A 20,872-nucleotide genomic window follows, 5' to 3' on the forward strand; every position below is an offset into this window, starting at 1 on the left:
GCAAAGATAAGCAGGCGAAATGGCCTAGCCGAAATAAAACTAATTCCATTATCATAAAGGAAATCGTTGCATCCGGCACTATAAGACCGCCGTCGTCGATAAAAATTCATTGATAGAGAACACATAATGCATATTTTTGGCAAAATTCTGGGTGCCTTTTTTGGCTTGTTACTTGGCGGGCCGCTAGGTTTACTCTTTGGCTTATTTATTGGCCATCAATTCGATAAAGCACGTCGCTTGAGTCAAGCCGGGTTCTCTACTGGCGGCTTTGGAAAAGGGCCAAGTCAAGCTCAGCGCCAAGAAGAGTTTTTTAAAGCGGCGTTTGCGGTAATGGGACATGTGGCAAAAGCGAAAGGCCAAGTCACCAAAGAGGAAATCCAACTTGCCTCAGCCATGATGGACCGCATGAATTTGCATGGCGAACAGCGTCGCGCAGCGCAAGACGCGTTTCGTGAAGGTAAAGACAGCGACTTTCCGTTAGAAGACGTTCTTGTTCGTGTGAAAATTTCGACAGCTGGTCGCTTTGACTTGTTGCAATTTTTCTTAGAGCTGCAAATCTCGGCGGCCTTTGCAGATGGCTCGATTCATCCTAGTGAACGAAATGTGTTACACAAAATAGCACGTGGTTTGGGTTTCTCTTCTGAGCAGCTAGAGCGTCGCTTGCAAATGCAAGAAGCCGCATTCCGTTTCCAAAGCCAGGGTGGTTTTCATGGTCAGCATCAAGGCCAATCTTCTGGTGGTAGCTGGCAACAAGCTTCACAAGCGGATCAGTTGGCCGACGCGTACAAAATTCTGGATGTGTCTTCAGATGCCGACAGTAAAACCGTTAAGCGTGCTTATCGTAAACTGATGAACGAGCATCACCCGGACAAATTGATGGCTAAAGGTTTACCACCAGAGATGATGAACGTCGCGAAAGAGAAATCTCAAGAGATTCAAAACGCTTACGATCTTATTAAGAAGGTTAAAGGCTTTAAGTAGTCGGACGTTTTCTATCAAACATTTGGATGTAAAAAAGGGCACTCAGTGCCCTTTTTTTTCATGTCTTAGTCTTTGAGTTGCCGGTGTCTTTAGCTTTTGGCCTATTATGTCCCTAATGCTAATTGACCTCACATCCCCCAGTTTAGTTGGCTTGATTCAAGTCCCAATCGTATTCGTATTTCACTTTGCCAGAGAAGTTTTTGTATTGCGGTGCGTACTTTGCGATGTGTTTGAAGATTTGTTTTTCTCCACCAAAGTCCGTTGCAAACCAATCATAAATAGAAGACAGCTGTGCCGTGTTACCTTGGATAGATACGCCTTTGCTGCTGTTGATAAATGTTTTGGCGGCACTATCCAGTAGAGCTTGCGTGTTGCCAGCAGTGAATGCTTGAGATTGCAGATTAGGGCATCCTAGGCTGGCACAGTTAACCGCGTAATGCGTTCTTGGGTCATTCCAAATTGGACGCAAAATTCGATGTTCAATATCGTTTAAAGTTAGATCCTTCCCATTGACCACGACCACATCGTCTCCCCAAGGACCAAAGCTAAATAAACCACCTAGCTTGGTGATTGATTCGACTGGATAGTTATCCAAAATAAGATCTACCGTGATGGCGTTGTAAAGGTTTACCCAATAGGCATATTGCTCTGCTTGGTTGTATTGTAGAGGGTCTAGTTTTGCCAAACGCTGGATGTATTGTTTCAGCTTAGTTTTATCGACAGAGGAGACTTGGCTATAACGAAACAAGGTATTCTCGCCTTGTTCAACTAAATAAGTATCGAGCAGTTGTTGCCATTCTTGATGAGAAATTTGGGTTTGGTTGGCTTGATTCGATTGTTTCCAATATGGCCATAAGTCGGATTTAGGCGCGGACAATGTCGAGAAAGAAACCAGAGCACACAACAGCAATAACAGACGCTTCATAGAGATACCTTTGAATGAGATATTGTTGATAGTGTAGACCAGTTTAGTGCTTGTTTTCTTTCAGTAATCAGTGGCCTTTATTCGCTGTCATTCCGAGGAGCATAAGCGATATCAGGAATCTAATATCCACAAACTCTTGAGTAAAGACAGTATGAATCTGTACAGTGCGCTCTGGTAGTCGATCCTGAATCACGCTCCTTCGTCGCTGTTCAGGATGACGAATTTCAACAGAGGCGTTCGGCATTCCGTAAGCAAAGCGATATGAGATCAGTCACCCAAAACAAATCAAGGGCCGACAATTGCCAGCCCTTGATTTGTGTATTTACTAACGCGTCTTAACGCAAGAAGCTTGGAATATTCGCTTCGTACTCAGCAATCTTATCTTCGTGTTGAAGGGTTAGGCCAATGTTGTCCAAACCGTTTAGCAAGCAATGACGACGGAACGAATCGATTTCAAAACCATATTCTTTGCCGTTGGCACGAACGACATTCGCTTCTAGGTCGACCTCGACTTCTGCACCTTCATTTGCCTCAACAAACTGGAAGATTTCATCCACTTCTTGTTCAGTCAAACGAACTGGCACCATTTGGTTGTTGATCGAGTTGCCGTAAAAAATATCGGCAAAGCTTGGTGCGATCATCGCTTTGATGCCGTAATCCGCTAGTGCCCACGGTGCGTGCTCACGAGATGAGCCACAGCCGAAGTTTTCACGAGCCAGCAAGATAGACGCGCCTTGGTAGCGAGGTGCGTTCATCACGAACTCTGGATTTGGCTGTTCGCCAGCATCGTCTAGGAAGCGCCAGTCATGGAATAGGTGCTTACCAAACCCTAGGCGGGAGACCTTTTGTAGGAACTGCTTTGGAATGATGGCATCAGTATCAACGTTCGCTGCATCTAGAGGAACAACTAAGCCTGTGTGTTGTTTAAAGCCTGACATTGGTTTGCTCCTTAGTCTAGTTCACGAATATCTACAAAGTGACCAGCAATTGCTGCTGCCGCTGCCATCGCAGGGCTCACTAGGTGGGTACGGCCATCACGACCTTGGCGGCCTTCAAAGTTACGGTTTGAAGTAGACGCACAACGTTCATGTGGGCCCAAACGGTCATTGTTCATTGCTAGACACATCGAGCAACCTGGTAGGCGCCACTCAAAGCCCGCTTCTTTAAAGATAACGTCCAAGCCTTCCGCTTCTGCTTGCGCTTTTACTTGCTCAGAGCCAGGAACGATCAGCGCTTGAACGTGAGGCGCGACTTTGCGACCTTTCGCTACTTCAGCGGCTGCGCGCATGTCTTCGATACGTGAGTTAGTACAAGAACCAACGAAGACTTTATCGACGTTGTAATCAGACAATGACTTGCCTGCCTCTAGGCCCATGTAAGCCAATGCTTTTTCTGCCGATGCCTTTTCTACTGGGTCGGCAAAGCTTTCTGGTGCTGGGATAGGTTGATCTACCGCGATCACTTGGCCTGGGTTAGTACCCCAAGTGACTTGTGGTTTAATGTCTGCTGCGTTTAGCGTCACGACTGCATCAAACTGAGCATCATCGTCAGTTTTTAATGTCTTCCAGTATTCTACTGCTGCATCAAAGTCGGCACCTTGAGGTGAGAATTTACGGCCTTTGATGTATTCGAACGTGGTTTCATCTGGCGCAATCAAACCGGCTTTCGCACCTAGCTCTATCGCCATGTTACATACGGTCATGCGGCCTTCCATTGAAAGGTCAGTGATCGCTTCACCACAGAATTCAACCACGTAGCCTGTACCGCCAGCTGCTGTAGTTTCACCGATGATTGCTAGCACGATATCTTTCGCCGTGATACCCGGAGCCACTTTGCCTTTTACTTCGATCTTCATCGTTTTGGCGCGCGCTTGTTTTAGCGTTTGAGTTGCTAATACGTGCTCAACTTCTGATGTACCAATACCAAAAGCGAGAGAGCCGAATGCACCGTGTGTAGCCGTGTGCGAGTCACCACAAACAATGGTCATGCCCGGTAGGGTAATACCAAGCTCTGGGCCCATAACATGCACAATACCTTGGTATTTATGGTTGATGTCGTAAAGCGTAACGCCAAACTCTTCACAGTTTTTCGATAGCGTTTCCATCTGGATACGAGCCATCTCACCCGATGCGTTGATGTCTTTGGTGGTTGTCGAAACGTTGTGGTCCATGGTGGCAAAAGTTTTGCTGACCTGACGCACTTTACGACCTTTTTCACGCAAGCCGTCAAATGCTTGCGGAGACGTCACTTCGTGTACCAAGTGACGGTCGATGTACAAGATTGGGTTTTCCCCTTCTGCTGCGACGGCAACGTGTGCGTCGTAGACTTTTTCGTATAATGTTTTGCCCATTGTTTGCTTCCTTTCCTCATCGCCGTTGCCGCAATAACTGCGTTAGCGACACCCGTTTATCCAGTTATTTAGCTTATTTAGCGAACTAAACGCCTTAATATAAATGGGCTTGCTGCCTTGCTATTGCACCAATGACTTAGAGGTAAGTCATTGGTGGATAGAGGATTTAGTATTTATTATGAATCTGTTCTGTATTAAGAGTTTAAGATGTACTCAGCGATCTTATCGCCCATCTCAGACGTCGAAAGTGCTGGGTTGTCACCAGCAAGGTCACCCGTAAGCTCACCCGCTGATAGTGCTTTTGAAACTGCCGCTTCAATGTCTTGTGCCGCCGTTTCCTCACCTAGGCTATAACGTAGCATCAGTGCCGCAGACAGGATTTGTGCCACAGGGTTAGCGATGTTCTTACCTGCGATATCTGGTGCACTGCCACCTGCTGGCTCGTACAGACCGAATTTACTTTCGTTTAGGCTTGCTGAAGGCAACATACCCATAGAGCCTGTGATCATCGCGCATTCATCAGAAATGATGTCGCCGAAGATGTTTGAACACAGCATTACGTCGAACTGAGCAGGGTCTTTGATAAGCTGCATAGTCGCGTTATCAATGTACATGTGTGACAACTCGACATCTGGGTAGTCTTTTGCGATTTCTTCGACTACTTCACGCCATAAGATAGAGCTTTGTAGAACGTTCGCTTTGTCGATAGAGCACACTTTCTTGCGACGTAGACGAGCAGAGTCAAAAGCGATTTTTGCAATACGTTCGATCTCAAAGCGGTGGTACACCTCAGTATCAAATGCTTTTTCTGTTGCGCCTTCACCTTCACGACCTTTCGGTTGGCCGAAGTAGATACCACCCGTCAGTTCACGGACTACCACGATGTCAAAGCCGCGACCCGAGATGTCTGCACGTAGCGGTGAGAAAGCTTCAAGACCTGAGTGAATTTGCGCTGGACGTAAGTTACAGAACAGTTGGAAGTGTTTGCGTAGTGGAAGTAGGGCACCACGTTCAGGTTGGTCGTTTGGTGGTAAGTGCTCCCACTTAGGGCCGCCAACCGAGCCGAATAGGACTGCATCAGACTCTTCACATGCTTTTATTGTGCTCTCTGGAAGTGGGCAACCGTGGTTGTCGATCGCGATACCACCGACATCATGCTCGTCACGCTCAAACGCAATACCATGTTTCTTTTCGATTGCATCCAATACTTTATGTGCCTGCGCCATTACTTCCGGGCCAATGCCGTCACCGGGTAGGACGGCAATTTTGTACGATTTGTCTGTCATGTTAATCCTTTAAGTTTTCTAATTTTGAGCTTAATTATTTCAACGAGCGTGTTCTTTCCTGAGCCGTGTAGCCCGGTTGTTATTACACAGTCGCAATCTTTTTCTGCTTCATTTCTTCGATTTTATCTGCACGATGAATGCTGTTAATAACGTGCAATAATGCTTGGCCGGAAGCCTCAACGATGTCGGTGGAAACACCCGTACCGTGGTATTTGCGACCTTTGTAGTTGGCAATGATGTCTGCTTGACCCAAACCATCTTCACCTTCACCTTTCGCGGTTAGGTCGAATTTATCCAGAACGATGTCGTAGCCTGTCACGCGGTAGATACATTGGTATAGCGCATCAACTGGGCCATTACCGACCGCTGCTTCACACATTTCTTCATCACCGCATTGCATTTTGATGCTGGTGGTAGCCATTACGCTGCCTGACTGCACGCTTAGGTAGCTCAATTTGTAGAAGTCATCTTCTTCACGCAAGTTCGAGAAGTGCATTAGGGCTTCTAGGTCGTAATCGAACACTTGGCCTTTGCGATCAGCAAGTTTCAAGAAATCCGCATACAGCGCGTCTAGGTTGTACTCGTCTTCGTTGTAACCCATGGTATCCATATGGCTCTTCACGGCAGCGCGACCGCTGCGGCTGGTTAGGTTCAGAGCTTGGTTTTTTAGGCCAATAGACTCAGGGGTCATGATTTCGTAGGTATTCTTATTCTTCAACATGCCATCTTGGTGGATGCCTGAAGAGTGGCTAAACGCATTTGCACCCACAATTGCTTTGTTGCTTTGAATAGGCATATTGCATAGCTGGCTAACCAACTTACTGGTGCGGTGAATTTCATCATGCTTAATGCCAGTGTGAACGCCCAAAAACTCTTGACGAGTCTTGATGATCATTGCGATCTCTTCAAGTGAACAGTTACCCGCTCGCTCTCCAATGCCATTGATCGTGCCTTCTATCTGACGTGCGCCAGCTTGAACGGCGGCAATAGAGTTGGCAACTGACATCCCCAAATCGTCGTGACAGTGAACGGAGATGATCGCTTTATCAATGTTCGGAACGCGGTTAAATAGGGTTTCAATAATCCCACCAAACTCACTTGGTACGGTGTAGCCAACGGTATCTGGAATGTTGATTGTACTCGCACCTGCATTGATGGCGGCTTCTACCATGCGACATAGGTTGTCGATTGGAGTACGACCAGCATCTTCACAAGAAAACTCGACATCATCAGTGTAGTTACGTGCATGTTTAACGGCGTTGACTGCCATTTCTAGTACATCGTCGTAGCTGCGGCGTAGTTTGTCTTCTACGTGAATGGTGGAAGTGGCTAAAAACGTGTGAATACGGAATTGGTCAGCCACTTTTAAGGCTTCAGCGGCAGCATCAATGTCTTTCGCAACGGCACGCGAAAGGGCACAAACTCGACTGTTTTTTATGTTTTTTGCGATGGTTTGTACAGACTCGAAATCACCTGGTGAAGAGATTGGGAAGCCAGCTTCGATAACATCAACGCCGAGTCTTTCCAGCGCATAGGCAATCTGCAGTTTTTCTTTAACCGTCAAGCTTGCTGACAACGCTTGCTCGCCATCACGCAATGTGGTGTCGAATATAATGACCTGATCGTTCATGTTTGCTTCCTTCCTGATTTCTGCACTTTTGCGCAAGTGAATCGTTTACTTCCAGTATTTAGATATAAAAAAACCCGCATTCTCATGCGGGTTCTTAGAAATTGGTGTGGTTATTTTTCTTCCACAGCCTACCCGCGCGAACTGGTCACGATCAGGAGGAGGCTAAGCAGGATAGAAAAATGAGCTGACATAGTTGTTAAGCTTTCCACATAATTAAGTTAACAAATTAGTACCGCACTCCATGAAGCGCGTCAACCCTAAAGTCGATTTTTTATTCATATCGGATGAGTCTTTTCGTTTGCTTGAAAAAAATGATGCACTAAGTGAAACGACATGATGCGATAGAAACGTGCTAGAAGAAGTAAGTTCTCATCAAGTTTGCGACGTTTCATTACCAAAACAAGCATCGGGATTGCGACTTGTCACACAAAGGTCCGAATTGTTTGGCAAAAGTTTTGAATGACCATTTATAGTAGTGCAGTTGCACTAGGTAAAAGAAATAAGGGTTAGGGAAAGAATGAGGTTAACAAAACAATTTGGACGTTCAGCCATAGTATTTACTCTGGTCAGCTTGTCGGGTTGTCAGCTGTTTCAATCGCAGACCTATGTAGAAGTGGCTTCCCCCGTTGTTATGAATGATCACTCGCAGAGCGTCATGGTCATCAATGATCAAATGGATCGATTTTTGAGTTATGAAGGACGCGAATCGTTCTTGAATCAGATGCTTGTTGCCCTTGAGTCTGACAGCCGAAATAAGTTTAAAGGTAAAGATCCGGAAACGTATTCTTGGTGGAAGATCCGTGTTCAACCTAGTGAGAAACAGCAAGCGGAAGTTTTCCGACCAACCACTGAAGGTGTCGATACTTCAAACCCAGTAGAGTTTATGGATGTCTCTTACCGCTCTAAGACCACATTAAACCTACGCTCCAAACCGAGTCTTGAAGGGGCAAAGCTTGGCGTATTATCGAAAGGGGAAGTCTTTAATGTGCTAGCAAAAGTGGTTGATCAACCTTGGTTTCTCGTTGAACAGAAAGGAGTGATAAAAGGTTATGTCCATAAGGATTATGCGCGCAGCAATGTGATAAATCGTGACATTTTATCTACTCAGCCTAACCCTCTACTAGAGCCTAAATCGAGTAAAACGGAGCAAACGAGTATAGAGCATGAACTGTCGGGAAACTATACTTGCCGCTCACTGAGCTATGAGCTTACAAAAGATGGCGACATGACGACGGGCTCTTTGCGCGCCTGCCGCAAGAAGAGAAAAGTCTGGTATATAGACACCCCTCAACCGCAACCAACAAACCCTTCTTAATGCTCTATTTTTATGGTTATGCCCAATAGATAAATTGTTGGGCACACCTTAATTTGGCCTTTGTCATTAATTGTCCAAATTCCCGTCATGCTGTTGTCACCTAAACCTCCTACTTTTCACACAAAGGCGTTGTCAAAGTAAGGAAAGGTCACATGCGAACCATAGAGACAATTACACAGCCAATTGCAACCATTGCTAAGTTTGATTTAGCGCTCTCTAGTGTTTGTCTTAAGCACCGTTTTAATCAACAAGTCGCCAATATCAGCAAAGGAGTCTCCCACAGTGGTGACGGGCACCTTTACTTGGTGTTGGGTTTATTAGCTTGGTATTTAGATAAGGAGCAAGGAGTCTGGTTTTTACTGGCGGGTTTACTTGCTTTTGCTATCGAGCTACCAATTTATTGGACGCTGAAAAATAGTTTTAAGCGTCGTCGCCCTGAAGAGCTTAATGCACTCCTTCCTGCTTTTATTACACCCTCTGATCGCTACAGTCTTCCTTCAGGACACACTGCCGCTGCGTTTGTCATGGCGACGCTGATTGACCATTTCTATCCGAGCCTAGGCGTTGCTGCATTCTTTTGGGCAAGTTTAATCGGAACCGCGCGAATCTTATTGGGTGTGCACTTTTTTACCGATGTCATCATTGGTGCGCTGCTTGGCAGTCTTTGTGGTGGATTAGCGATTGCGATGTTAGGAGGCTAATTGATGAAAATCTTGTACGGTGTTCAAGGGACAGGAAACGGACATATTGCACGCGCAAGGGCGATGAGTCATGCGTTTAAAGAGCACGATGTTGAGGTCGACTTTTTGTTTTCTGGGCGAGCGCCGGAAAAATACTTTTCAATGGAAGCATTTGGCGATTACCAGACTCGCCGAGGCTTCACCTTTATTACCGAAAAAGGCTCTGTAAACTACGCGAAAACAGCATTGAATAACAATTTGGTGCAGTTTTTCAAAGAAGTTAAGCAACTCGATCTGTCGTCCTACGATCTTATCATTAATGATTTCGAACCTGTGACTGCGTGGGCAGCGAGACAACAAAATAAGCCTTCTATTGGTATCAGCCACCAAAATGCTTTCCGTTATCCGGTGCCACTAAAGGGAGCAAGTTGGTTAGATAAATCCGTCATTGAATACTTTGCGCCTTCTCAACACCACCTTGGTTTGCATTGGCATCATTTTGATCAACCTTTGTTACCACCGATAGTGCATACCGTCGATAGCCAAGCAGAAAACGACGACTTCGTGTTGGTGTATCTACCGTTCGAATCGATTGAAGATATCTCGGACTTATTGTTCCACTTTAATCAACAAGCGTTTATCTGTTATCACCCGGATGTGATCGAATGTGAGCAGGTAGAAAACATAGAACTGCGCCCTTTATGCCACAGCAACTTCCAGCATCATTTGCATCGCTGTAGTGGTGTCATTGCTAATGGTGGGTTTGAGCTTCCTTCAGAAGCCTTGTCTTTGGGGAAAAAATTGTTACTAAAGCCACTCGCGGGTCAATTCGAGCAGCAGAGCAATGTTGCGACCTTAGAAGATTTAGGGCTTGCGATGTCGATGGAGAGCTTAGACATTTCCGCAGTACGCCAGTGGCTAAAGGAGCAACAAGCCGAAAGTGTGAAATACCCAGATGTTGCTCAGGCTATTGTTCATTGGGTACTGCAAGGTGCATGGGATTCAAAAGCAGAGTTATCCAGACAGCTGTGGGAGCAGGTTGATTTTCCAAGTTACGTGTCGAACATTTAAGTACGTTGTTCTAAGTACATTGTTCCTTCCATTTTTGACACGATTTTGTTGCAGCCTTTCTATTTGGAAGGCTGCATTTTTATTCTTCCTCTCTCATTTCTATTCAGTGTGTATTTGCTGATAATTTGACTGATAAGTGCAAAATTCAATCAGAGATATAGCTGTCATCTGTTGTTCTTATTTCAACTAATAACTGAGCTAAATGCATGCTTGTGTTGACCGCCTGTCCTATCAATTTGCTAAATACGTCCTCAAAGAATGCATTTTTACGTGTTTTATAGTTTTTTATGTTTTTATCAAATCTTTGTTATTTAACAAATAAATACCTAATTGGCTAAAATTTACTGATTAAATATCAATCTAGTTGCGAAACCGCAATCGATTAGTTGATAGTACAGTTCGAGCCGGAAGTATCCGGACGATAAATATAATAAAAAGTTAGGTTATCTATTCGTAAAATGATTCGAATCCAGCCGCCGTCTTTTGTGCGAGATGGGATTCTATTCGTTATGAATTTAATGAACAAAGTTGACGATTACAAAAGAGGCGCACTCAATGTTAGAGAAGAAAGACGCGATGAGCGCAATTGCTAGCTACCGTATGGAAAGCACTTTGCGTGGTGTAGATTTAAACCTACTGACTGTATTTGATGCTGTAATGCAAGAGCAAAATATTACTCGTGCAGCACATAACCTAGGCATGTCTCAGCCGGCGGTAAGTAACGCCGTGGCACGCTTAAAAGTGATGTTTAACGACGAGCTATTCATGCGCCAAGGCCGTGGTATTCAGCCTACGCAACGAGCACGTCAACTGTTTGGCCCTATTCGCCAAGCACTACAGCTGATTCGCAATGAACTTCCTAGCTCTGTATTCCAACCAGAATCTTCGACTCGCTTATTCAAGCTTGCGATTTGCAGCCCTTGCGACATGCGTTTTGCTCCGAAGATCATGGCAAAAGTGAATCAACAAGCACCAAACGTTCAGCTTCACCTAGATGCAGAATTTGACCGTTTGTTGTCTGAGCGTATGCGCTACCAAGAAATTGATTTCGTGATCGACTACGCTCGTTTTGATGAGCAAGGTTTCTCAAGTACTGAAATCTTCAAAGATGAATTAGTGGTTATCGCATCAAAAACACACCCACGCATTCAAGGTGGTGTGACGGCTGAGCAACTGCTTAACGAAAAGCATGCGAAGTTATCGAAAGTGCATGGCCAACGTAGTTTCTCAGAGCAAGCGTACCGTGAACTGGATTGCCAAGCGGCGTATGAAGGTTCTAGTTTAAGCAACCTACTATACGTGGTGGGTCAATCTGAGCTTGTGACTATTGCACCACGTTGGATGGCGGAAAATGCGGTAAACAGCGATCAACTGCAAATTCTTGATTTCCCATTTGCGAACAAAGAAATCAGCGGATTCTTAAGCTGGCATGAATCAAGTGAAAAAGATAAAGGCCACATTTGGCTACGCGATCAACTGATGATCACTTGTGGTGAAGTCGTTGCCGCAAAATAAGATGACGTTTGGTCTTCTCGATTAGACCATATTGGTAATCATCAATTTTTACAATTCATTGGTCCCCGAGCGATTTTTGTCTCTCGGGGCTTTTTGTTTTCGTAATCAACAATCGAAACAGTAAGTTAAATAGAGTAATCATTCAGCAATTTGAGGTACGTTCGCGACGTATAAGTGATAGTTGTCTCTTATTAGTGATAAGTTTGATACTGGTCAGTTGCGTTTTAGCAAGCCGTGAGTACACTTGTTCGCTCAATTAGCTTACGCCTGTAAGCCAAAAGGTAAGTAAAAGAATGGCCAAGTTAGATTTTCATATCGTTAAACGTATTCGTGAACAAATTGCGAACGGTGGTACACGCGTTGCACTCAAGCATAAAGTGGGTGAGGAGTGGCAAGGTATTACGTGGACGCAATTTGGTCAGCAAGTTGATGCTTTATCACTTGCACTTTTGGCTCAGGGATTAGGAGTCCAAGATAAGATCGGCATTTTCTCGAACAACATGCCGCAATGGACGATCGCTGATATCGCAGCACTGCAATTACGCAGCGTGACAGTACCTATTTACCCAACCAATACTGCCGCTCAGTCGGCGTACATCATTAACAATGCAGACGTCAAAGTTCTGTTTGTTGGTGAACAGCCTCAATTTGATGCAGCCGTGAGCATTTTCGACCAGTGCGAACAGTTAGAGCTCATTGTTGCGATGTCTGATGATATAGAACTTGGCGATCATGATTTCGTTATCTCTTGGCAAGCATTTGTTGCCAAAGGCGACACTACATATCAAGTTGAATTGGATGCGCGTTTAGATCAGGCAAAAGAAGATGATCTACTCACGCTGATCTACACCTCGGGTACAACAGGGCAGCCAAAAGGCGTTATGTTGGACTACGCAAACATTGCGGCGCAATTGGAAGGGCACGATCAGCGCTTGAGCCTTTCTCAAAGTGACGTGTCATTATGTTTCCTTCCGTTGTCACACGTATTTGAGCGCGCTTGGACCTTTTATGTATTGTACAAAGGGGCGACCAACTGCTATTTGCAAGACACCATGCAAGTACGTGATGCACTGAGCCAGGTGCGACCTACCGTGATGTGTGCCGTACCGCGTTTCTATGAGAAGATCTTCTCTGCGATTCACGAGAAAGTGTCTCGCGCGCCGATTCACCGTAAGATCATGTTTACTTGGGCAGTCAACATGGGCGCAAAAATGGCCGCTTGTCATCAAGAAAAACGTCAGCCATCGCTCTTGCTGCGTAAGTCATACGCTTTGGCGGATAAGTTGGTTCTGAGCAAACTGCGTGCGCTACTTGGCGGGCAAATCAACTTTATGCCTTGTGGCGGTGCAAAGCTGGATGAAACCATCGGTCGATTCTTCCATGCGATTGGTATCAACGTTAAGTTGGGCTACGGCATGACTGAAACCACGGCGACAGTATCGTGTTGGGATGATAAATGTTTTAACCCCGACTCTATTGGTATGTCGATGCCTGGCGCACAGGTTAAGATCGGCGAAAACAACGAGATTCTGGTTCGTGGTCCAATGGTGATGCGTGGCTATTACAAAATGCCAGAAGAGACGGAAAAGACCTTTGATGAGCACGGTTTCCTAAAAACGGGCGACGCTGGTTACATTGATGAAAATGGCAACTTGTTCATCACCGACCGTATCAAAGAGTTGATGAAAACTTCAGGTGGTAAATACATCGCTCCACAAATGATTGAAGGTGCGATTGGTAAAGACCACTTTATCGAGCAAATCGCAGTCATTGCGGATACTCGTAAGTTTGTTTCTGCGCTTATCGTGCCTTGTTATGATTCGCTAGAAGAGTACGCGAAAGAGCTGAATATCAAATATCACGATCGCGTTGAGTTGATTAAGCACCACCAGGTGGTCGAAATGCTTGAGAAGCGTGTGAACGATCTTCAAAAAGAGTTGGCAAAGTTTGAACAAGTGAAGAAGTTTAAACTGTTACCAAGAGCTTTCTCTATGGATGATGGTGAGTTAACGCCAACTCAAAAACTTCGTCGTAAAGTCATCAATGACAAATACCAAGATGAAATTGAAGAAATGTATAAGGAAAAGTCGGATAAAAAGTAACTTAAGCTGACTTAGATTTTATATTGATGAAAAAATCCCCAGTGATGTGATCGCGCATTGCTGGGGATTTTTGTTTGTATTGATTTTTTCTGCTTTGCTCGTCAAATAACGCTATTTCGCACCCAATAGCTAAAATCTTATGAAATAATGTTCTTTTTTTGAGCGTTGACTTTTTAGTTTGTACTGTGAAATAGGAGATGTGTGGCTGCTATTCCTACTAACATTCTAATTACTAGTATCTTGTTTAAAAAGTAGACCAATCTCTCATTAGACCCTTTGATAATAAAACGTTACATTTGTTGGGTAACCTTGCGGGATGTTATGACGAACGCAAGACATAGCCGAAAACGTGGAAGTATTTCGATTAGGCTACGAATAAGACCTAGACTATGTAAAACCAGACCAATCCGTTGACCTTACGGTGAGGAAACTGGCTAAGGAGAGCAATTATGACAGCAATGTTGTCAGGCGCAGAGATGGTGGTTCAATCTCTGATAGAAGAGCACGTAGAGCAGATCTTTGGCTACCCAGGTGGCTCTGTTTTGGATATCTACGATGCACTGCATGCCAAAACCGATCAAATCAAACACGTACTTGTAAGGCATGAGCAAGCCGCCACTCATATGGCAGATGGTTACGCTCGAGCTACCGGTAAACCGGGTGTCGTACTTGTGTGCTCGGGGCCGGGCGCGACCAATACCATTACGGGTATTGCAACAGCGTATATGGACTCTATCCCAATGATCGTTATCTCGGGTAACGTACCAAATAGCCTAATTGGTAATGATGCTTTCCAAGAGTGTGACATCGTCGGTGTCTCCCGCCCAGTGGTCAAACACAGCTTTTTAGTAAAAAAAGCGGAAGATATTCCTGAAACAATCAAAAAAGCGTTTTATATCGCGACTACAGGTCGACCTGGTCCAGTTGTGATTGATTTGCCAAAAGATGTAATGAACCCGCAAATCAAACTGCCTTATCAATATCCAGAAACGCTTTCTATGCGCTCTTACAAGCCGACAACTTCGGGCCATAAAGGCCAGATTAAAAAAGCGCTTAAATCGCTATTAGAAGCGAAAAAACCAGTGCTTTATATCGGTGGTGGTGCGGTGATTTCTGGCGCCCATGAACATATTTTAGAGCTTTCCGACAAACTGAACCTACCAGTAGTGAGTACTTTGATGGGCTTGGGGGCATTCCCGGGTACACATAAAAACTCACTGGGCATGTTGGGTATGCACGGCACTTACGAAGCTAATATGGCAATGCATGAAGCGGATCTTATTTTTGGTATCGGTGTGCGTTTTGATGACCGTACAACCAACAACCTTGAAAAGTACTGCCCAAACGCAAAAGTGATGCATATTGATATCGATCCGTCATCGATCTCGAAAAACGTGAAAGTGGATTTGCCGATCGTAGGTTCTGCGGAAAAAGTGCTGACAACCATGCTCGGGCTGCTTGCAGAGCAAGGTAGTGGAAATGATCAAGATGCTATCACCGCATGGTGGGATGACATTCAAGTATGGCGTGACCGCAACTGCTTGTCTTATGAAACGTCTCCAGAACGAATCAAGCCACAGCAAGTAATTGAAACGCTGCACAAGCTAACTAATGGCGACGCATATGTGGCGTCTGATGTGGGCCAGCATCAGATGTTTGCGGCGCTGTACTACCCATTCAATAAGCCGCGCCGTTGGATAAACTCTGGTGGTCTTGGCACCATGGGATTTGGTCTTCCGGCTGGCATGGGCGTGAAGTTTGCCATGCCACAAGAAGAGGTCGTGGTTGTGACTGGTGACGGCAGTATTCAGATGAATATTCAAGAATTGTCGACAGCCATGCAATACGACATTCCAGTGAAGATCATCAACCTGAACAACCGATTCTTAGGCATGGTAAAACAGTGGCAAGACATTATTTATCAAGGCCGTCACTCTAATTCTTACATGAGTTCTGTTCCTGACTTTGCAGCGATTGCAGAAGCTTATGGTCACGTCGGTATTCGTATCGAAAAGCCTGATCAGCTCGAAGAAGGGCTACAAAAAGCGTTGGATATGAAAGATCGTCTGGTGTTTGTGGACATCAACGTAGACGAAACCGAACACGTATACCCGATGCAAATCAAAGGTGAGGGTATGGATAAAATGTGGCTAAGCAAAACGGAGAGAACTTAATATGAGACACATTATTTCATTGCTATTGGAAAACCAACCGGGTGCGTTGTCTCGTGTTGTTGGTTTGTTCTCTCAACGTGGTTACAACATTGAATCTTTGACGGTATCACCGACTGATGATGAAACCCTGTCGCGAATGAACATTACCACGACATCTGATGAGATGCAGTTGGAACAAATTCAGAAGCAGTTACACAAATTGATCGATGTGCTGAAAGTACAAGAAGTCACCGAGTATGAGCACATTGAGCGTGAACTGATGATGGTGAAAGTGAAAGCCAGTGGTTTTGCGCGAGCAGAAGTGAAGCGGACGGCAGACATCTTCCGTGGCCAGATCGTGGATGTCACGGCTTCCCAATACACCGTACAACTTGCGGGTACGAGTGAAAAGCTAGATGCCTTCATTCAAGCGATATCCGAAGTGACCGAAGTTGTCGAAGTTGCTCGTAGTGGTGTCGTTGGCATTGCGCGAGGAGAGCGAGCCCTCAAACCTTAACTCTCTGATTGCATATAGAAAAGCCACTTAATCTAAGTGGCTTTTTTGTTTAGAAAATAACAATTAATGATATAATTGTCGTTTTAGTAAGCATGATAGGCATTAGACGTGTGAAAGTACCTAAGCGAGTCGGCACCTTATTGGCGACAGCACTATTTTTTAGTGCACTCACTGCCGCTTACTACTATCAGAAATATCTGACGTTGTTAGAAAACAATGTTGAGAACACCGCTCAAGAAGCGTTACATCAATTGGCCTATACTGGCCGTGAATACAGCAATATTCAGGATCAAATCGAAACGATCAGTGACCTACTTGGTCACAGCCAAAGTCTGTATGAATATCTGCGCCAACCTAACCGGGTGAACCGTTCCATCTTAGAAGACATGTGGATCTCGGTCGCAATCAATCAAAAGTTGTATAAGCAAATTCGCTTTCTTGATGTTTCTGGTCGAGAAAAAGTGAGGATTAATTATGAGATTGAAACAGGCGCTGCGTTGCCCGCGATCAAATTGCAAAATAAGTCAGAGCGAGATTACTTTCAATTCGCTAAGAACTTAGACGATGGCGAAATCGCTTCGTGGGGGATCGGTTTAGAACGAGAGTATGGCGAGTTAGTCTATCCCTATAGCCCGTCACTGCGTATTTTGATGCCTATTTCGCTTAACGGAAAGCGCGAAGGGTATCTTGTGCTTAATGTTGATATTGACTATTTATCCTCTCGACTCAACTATTCGTCAGTGCTTGATTTCCATATTGAGCTGATTAAGAGTGACGGATTTTACATTGATAGCCCTAAATCAGCTCGTTTGTATGGCCATATAATTCCCGCTCGCTCTCAATTTAATTTTGGCCGGATGTACCCAAACATTTGGCGTAGTTTAAATTCAAAAGATTCGGGCTATGCTTACAATGGTTCGAATTTGGTCGCGTATCGCACCATCCAGTTTGTTTCTAGCGAACCTCTTCATCTGGTTATTGATCTTACCAATGAGCAGTTATTATCCCGAGCTCAGAGGGATATTGATGACTTAATCCAAGAAGCGTTTTTTGTTTTAAGTTTGGTGCTCGGCTTCACTTTGCCGACGGCAGCCCTTGCTCTGCATTATCGGCGTCATAGTATGGAATCGAAGTTGGCTCGAGCTGCTCTTGATGGTATGACTGCGGTGATGATCTCGGATGCTTCACATAGAATCATCATGGTTAATCAAGAGTTTGAAAATATGATGGGTTACTCAACCAAGCATGCCCAAGGTTGGAGTGCACATCATTTAATTCTCTTACCTGAAGATCTCGAAGCAAACCTGAGTATCTGGAAAGCATTGAAGAGTGAACACGTATGGGAAGGGGAGATTCGTTGTCGAACTAAGTTTAATCAAGTCTTTACCGCAATAATACGTATTCAGGCGAATTTAACCAAATCAGGTAAAGTGAGTTATTACATTACGTCGCTGGTGGATATCTCTGGGCAAAAAGAGTTAGAAGAAAAATTACGAAACCTAAGCGAAAAAGATGGCTTGACGGGGTTGTGGAACCGCCGAAAATTTGAAGAGCAATTGGCGCAATATGCGGGGATTATTGAACGCTATCCTGATAGCCCTCCTGCTTGTTTGGCGTTGTTTGATATTGACCATTTTAAGCGTATTAATGACGAGCTTGGCCACGACGAAGGAGACAAGGTGATTTGTAGTGTCGCAGAAACCCTCCTAGAAGAAGTCCGAAGCACAGACTTTGTATCTCGTGTCGGTGGTGAGGAATTTGCAGTGATCATGCCGCATACAACACTAGAAGAGGCTGAAATTGTATTGAACAGGCTACGTGTCGCGGTTCAAATGCGTAGTGATAGAGGCATTACTGTCAGTGCTGGGTATAGTGATTTAACCTCTGATCGTACAAGAACGTATAAATGTGCTGATATTGCTTTGTATGAGTCAAAAAGTGCAGGGCGTAACTGCGTATCGCTGTGTCATAGTTATGATGATATTGCTTAGTGCTTTTACAAAAACGAAAAAACGGGGATAGACCCCCGCTTTTTAGTCTCAGCGTTATTCGCTAGCCAGTATGCGACATTGGTTGTCGATGGCGGCTTCGATACACTGTATTGACTGTCTCAAATAACGCTCTAGATAACCTAAAGCATCCTGACTCTTTTTGTCTAGCGATGCCTTCATCAGTATTTCTTGCTCATCGAGATTACAGTGCCCAGGGTTCCCTGTGCCTAAAATCTGCATCGCGAAGTATTGGTAGCGTTTAATTTGCGTGAGTAGATCGCGGAAAAACCCAAACATATTGACAGAGCCAGCACCTTCAAACAGCGCAGTAAGAAACTGATTTTGGCGCTCTTCCCATTCCCTCCAACAAAAGCTTTCGCCAGGTTTTACTCGGGATAACTTGTGATAAGCAGTTAGTACATCCAGTTCCCATTTTTCATCGCCAATCATAATTGCCTTACTGAGTAAGCATGCGGAGACCATTTGCAGGCTTTCGTACAAGTCATGTAACTCATCTTTACATACAGGTGCAACCCAGCAGCCTTTTTGCGGCTCGAGTTTGACGTATTTGCTCCAAGATAATTGCACCAATGCTTCTCGAATGGGTGACGCTCCTACGTTGTACTTCTCTTTGAGTTCGGCAACCACGAGTTTTTGACCTGGTTTAAGCTCGCCATCGAGAATATCCTGACGGATCATTCTTAATACTTTGTCGGTAAGAGTGGGACTAGACACATACACCTCATAGAAACTTTAATCGTGACGATAAAATTAAACAGTACGAAATTCTGATAGAGGTAAATAATACAATTAGCCTATTATGAGAGCAAGAAAGCCATATAAAAAAGGAGGGCATAAGCCCTCCTTCTCAAGAAACTGAAGTGTTAAAAGTTCAGTCTTATAGCACGTGTACAGAAGCTGTGTTCGTAGTACCTGAAGCAACTAGAGCGCCAGAAACCATAACAACGATATCGCCTTTGTTACCTAGACCTGATTCTAGAGCAAGTTCTTTACCCGCTACGTAGAATGCGTCAGTGCTTTCGATTGAATCAACAACTACAGGAGTAACACCTTTAGTTAGAACTAGCTGTGCAGCAGTTTTCTTGTTAGTTGTTAGCGCTAGAATGTTTGCAGTTGGGAAGTACTTACGTACTGAACGTGCAGACTTACCGCCTTCAGTTGCAACAACGATAAGTGGAGCAGCTAGTTTCTCAGCTGTGTCGACTGCACCTTTACATACTGCTTCAGTGATGCGTAGGCGTGGGCTGTCTAGACGAGAACCTAGTTCAGCTTTTAGCGCTGAGTCAGTACGGTTCGCGATTTGAGCCATGATAGTTACCGCTTCAACAGGGTATTTACCTTTCGCCGTTTCACCAGAAAGCATTACTGCGTCAGTACCGTCCATTACCGCGTTAGCAACGTCGCCTGCTTCCGCACGAGTAGGACGTGGGTTGTTGATCATAGAATCAAGCATTTGAGTTGCAGTGATAACCATCTTACGTGCACGGTTACACTTCTCGATCATCATTTTCTGAGCGAAGATTACTTCTTCAGCTGGGATTTCAACACCTAGGTCACCACGTGCAACCATGATGCCGTCAGAAAGCTCTAGGATCTCGTCGAAGTTATCAACACCTTCTTGGTTTTCGATCTTAGAGATGATGTGGATGTTCTCGCCGCCGTTTGCAGCAAGTACTTCACGGATTTCTTGAACGTCAGACGCTTTACGGATGAAAGAAGCTGCTACGAAGTCAACGCCTTGCTCACAACCAAATTTAAGGTCGTTCTTATCTTTTTCAGATAGTGCAGGTAGGTTTACAGAAACGCCAGGAAGGTTAACACCTTTGTTTTCGCCCAGTGCACCGTTGTTAAGAACTTTACATTTAACTTCAGTTTCAGTCTTAGAGATAACTTCCATCTCGATTAGACCGTCGTCTACTAGGATAGTGTTACCTACGTTTAGGTCTGCTGCGAAACCAGCGTAAGTTACTGCAACTTTATCTTTGTTACCTACAACTGAAGTGTCAGTTGTGAAAGTGAATTCTTGACCTGCTACTAGATCAACATCGTTACCGCCTTCTAGCTTGATAGTGCGGATTTCTGGACCTTTAGTATCTAGAAGAATTGCTAGTGGTTTGCCAGTAGCTTCCATTACTTTACGGAAGTTCGCGATACGAGTGCCGTGTTCTTCGTAGTCACCGTGAGAGAAGTTAAGGCGCATTACGTTCATGCCTGCGTTAACTAGTTCAGTTAGCTTCTCTACAGATTCTGTTTTAGGGCCAATCGTACATACGATTTTGGTCTTTTTCATGGAAGATACTCTCCGGTAAGTATAGTTACAATTTGAAAGTCGGTT

At 44.7% G+C, this 20,872-nt stretch carries 16 protein-coding genes; 9 read left to right on the plus strand and 7 right to left on the minus strand.

Annotation, left to right across the window (positions count from 1 at the left end; all coding sequences use genetic code 11):
* Positions 1–126 precede the first annotated feature (126 nt).
* Positions 127–981: a co-chaperone DjlA gene (gene djlA / locus R7F64_RS07885; RefSeq protein ID WP_005383076.1), complete on the plus strand. Its 855-nt coding sequence runs from the start codon at positions 127–129 to the stop codon at positions 979–981.
* Between the two features lie 142 nt (positions 982–1,123).
* Here the strand turns inward: djlA and R7F64_RS07890 are convergent, their stop codons facing one another.
* From R7F64_RS07890 to leuA, 5 genes are all read right to left on the minus strand, one after another.
* Entirely contained in the window at positions 1,124–1,906 is a 783-nt protein-coding gene (locus R7F64_RS07890; protein ID WP_017820269.1) for a DUF547 domain-containing protein, read from the minus strand.
* 335 nt (positions 1,907–2,241) lie between these two features.
* Positions 2,242–2,844, minus strand: a complete 603-nt coding sequence (leuD, locus tag R7F64_RS07895; protein WP_005383071.1) for a 3-isopropylmalate dehydratase small subunit — start codon at positions 2,842–2,844, stop codon at positions 2,242–2,244.
* Between the two features lie 11 nt (positions 2,845–2,855).
* Positions 2,856–4,256, minus strand: coding sequence for a 3-isopropylmalate dehydratase large subunit (leuC, locus tag R7F64_RS07900; RefSeq protein WP_005379681.1), 1,401 nt, complete (start codon positions 4,254–4,256; stop codon positions 2,856–2,858).
* A 194-nt stretch (positions 4,257–4,450) separates the two neighbouring features.
* Positions 4,451–5,542, minus strand: coding sequence for a 3-isopropylmalate dehydrogenase (gene leuB, locus R7F64_RS07905; protein WP_054579261.1), 1,092 nt, complete (start codon positions 5,540–5,542; stop codon positions 4,451–4,453).
* An 82-nt stretch (positions 5,543–5,624) separates the two neighbouring features.
* Positions 5,625–7,172 carry a 2-isopropylmalate synthase gene (gene leuA / locus R7F64_RS07910; RefSeq protein ID WP_005379685.1) on the minus strand — a complete coding sequence of 516 codons (1,548 nt, stop codon included), beginning with the start codon at positions 7,170–7,172 and terminating at the stop codon, positions 5,625–5,627.
* A gap of 517 nt (positions 7,173–7,689) precedes the next feature.
* Between leuA and R7F64_RS07915 the strand changes: the two genes are divergently transcribed.
* From R7F64_RS07915 to R7F64_RS07950, 8 genes are all read left to right on the plus strand, one after another.
* Positions 7,690–8,487, plus strand: a complete 798-nt coding sequence (locus R7F64_RS07915; RefSeq protein WP_054579260.1) for an SH3 domain-containing protein — start codon at positions 7,690–7,692, stop codon at positions 8,485–8,487.
* A 152-nt stretch (positions 8,488–8,639) separates the two neighbouring features.
* The gene (locus R7F64_RS07920; protein WP_033906038.1) at positions 8,640–9,188 is read left to right on the plus strand and encodes a phosphatase PAP2 family protein; all 549 of its coding nucleotides are present in this window, start codon (positions 8,640–8,642) and stop codon (positions 9,186–9,188) included.
* Between the two features lie 3 nt (positions 9,189–9,191).
* On the plus strand, positions 9,192–10,238 hold the full coding sequence (locus R7F64_RS07925) for an MJ1255/VC2487 family glycosyltransferase (RefSeq protein WP_005379691.1): 1,047 nt from the start codon (positions 9,192–9,194) through the stop codon (positions 10,236–10,238).
* A 555-nt stretch (positions 10,239–10,793) separates the two neighbouring features.
* Positions 10,794–11,753, plus strand: a complete 960-nt coding sequence (calR, locus tag R7F64_RS07930) for a LysR family transcriptional regulator CalR (RefSeq protein WP_005379693.1) — start codon at positions 10,794–10,796, stop codon at positions 11,751–11,753.
* 293 nt (positions 11,754–12,046) lie between these two features.
* A complete protein-coding gene (locus R7F64_RS07935; RefSeq protein ID WP_033906039.1) occupies positions 12,047–13,855 on the plus strand; it encodes an AMP-dependent synthetase/ligase in 1,809 nt (602 codons plus the stop codon).
* Positions 13,856–14,304: 449 nt separating this feature from the next.
* A complete protein-coding gene (locus tag R7F64_RS07940) occupies positions 14,305–16,029 on the plus strand; it encodes an acetolactate synthase 3 large subunit (RefSeq protein ID WP_258650248.1) in 1,725 nt (574 codons plus the stop codon).
* Between the two features lies 1 nt (position 16,030).
* Complete coding sequence (gene ilvN / locus R7F64_RS07945) at positions 16,031–16,525, plus strand: acetolactate synthase small subunit (protein WP_005379697.1); 495 nt, start codon at positions 16,031–16,033, stop codon at positions 16,523–16,525.
* A 110-nt stretch (positions 16,526–16,635) separates the two neighbouring features.
* Positions 16,636–18,516: a diguanylate cyclase gene (locus R7F64_RS07950; protein ID WP_318071581.1), complete on the plus strand. Its 1,881-nt coding sequence runs from the start codon at positions 16,636–16,638 to the stop codon at positions 18,514–18,516.
* A 54-nt stretch (positions 18,517–18,570) separates the two neighbouring features.
* Here R7F64_RS07950 and R7F64_RS07955 read toward each other — a convergent pair whose 3' ends face one another.
* Together R7F64_RS07955 and pykF are read right to left on the minus strand one after the other, a co-directional pair.
* The gene (locus tag R7F64_RS07955; RefSeq protein ID WP_080659233.1) at positions 18,571–19,257 is read right to left on the minus strand and encodes a GntR family transcriptional regulator; all 687 of its coding nucleotides are present in this window, start codon (positions 19,255–19,257) and stop codon (positions 18,571–18,573) included.
* Positions 19,258–19,414: 157 nt separating this feature from the next.
* A complete protein-coding gene (gene pykF, locus R7F64_RS07960; protein WP_005392243.1) occupies positions 19,415–20,827 on the minus strand; it encodes a pyruvate kinase PykF in 1,413 nt (470 codons plus the stop codon).
* Positions 20,828–20,872: the final 45 nt, after the last annotated feature.

The organism is Vibrio sp. Vb1980 (assembly GCF_033338615.1).
GTDB classification, from domain to species: domain Bacteria; phylum Pseudomonadota; class Gammaproteobacteria; order Enterobacterales; family Vibrionaceae; genus Vibrio; species Vibrio alginolyticus.

Excerpts from the sequence above, each read along its gene's own strand:
- djlA (WP_005383076.1), top strand. The coding sequence starts at position 127 with ATGCATATTTTTGGCAAAATTCTGGGTGCCTTTTTTGGCTTGTTACTT.
- R7F64_RS07890 (WP_017820269.1), bottom strand. The coding sequence starts at position 1,906 with ATGAAGCGTCTGTTATTGCTGTTGTGTGCTCTGGTTTCTTTCTCGACA.
- leuD (WP_005383071.1), bottom strand. The coding sequence starts at position 2,844 with ATGTCAGGCTTTAAACAACACACAGGCTTAGTTGTTCCTCTAGATGCA.
- leuC (WP_005379681.1), bottom strand. The coding sequence starts at position 4,256 with ATGGGCAAAACATTATACGAAAAAGTCTACGACGCACACGTTGCCGTC.
- leuB (WP_054579261.1), bottom strand. The coding sequence starts at position 5,542 with ATGACAGACAAATCGTACAAAATTGCCGTCCTACCCGGTGACGGCATT.
- leuA (WP_005379685.1), bottom strand. The coding sequence starts at position 7,172 with ATGAACGATCAGGTCATTATATTCGACACCACATTGCGTGATGGCGAG.
- R7F64_RS07915 (WP_054579260.1), top strand. The coding sequence starts at position 7,690 with ATGAGGTTAACAAAACAATTTGGACGTTCAGCCATAGTATTTACTCTG.
- R7F64_RS07920 (WP_033906038.1), top strand. The coding sequence starts at position 8,640 with ATGCGAACCATAGAGACAATTACACAGCCAATTGCAACCATTGCTAAG.
- R7F64_RS07925 (WP_005379691.1), top strand. The coding sequence starts at position 9,192 with ATGAAAATCTTGTACGGTGTTCAAGGGACAGGAAACGGACATATTGCA.
- calR (WP_005379693.1), top strand. The coding sequence starts at position 10,794 with ATGTTAGAGAAGAAAGACGCGATGAGCGCAATTGCTAGCTACCGTATG.
- R7F64_RS07935 (WP_033906039.1), top strand. The coding sequence starts at position 12,047 with ATGGCCAAGTTAGATTTTCATATCGTTAAACGTATTCGTGAACAAATT.
- R7F64_RS07940 (WP_258650248.1), top strand. The coding sequence starts at position 14,305 with ATGACAGCAATGTTGTCAGGCGCAGAGATGGTGGTTCAATCTCTGATA.
- ilvN (WP_005379697.1), top strand. The coding sequence starts at position 16,031 with ATGAGACACATTATTTCATTGCTATTGGAAAACCAACCGGGTGCGTTG.
- pykF (WP_005392243.1), bottom strand. The coding sequence starts at position 20,827 with ATGAAAAAGACCAAAATCGTATGTACGATTGGCCCTAAAACAGAATCT.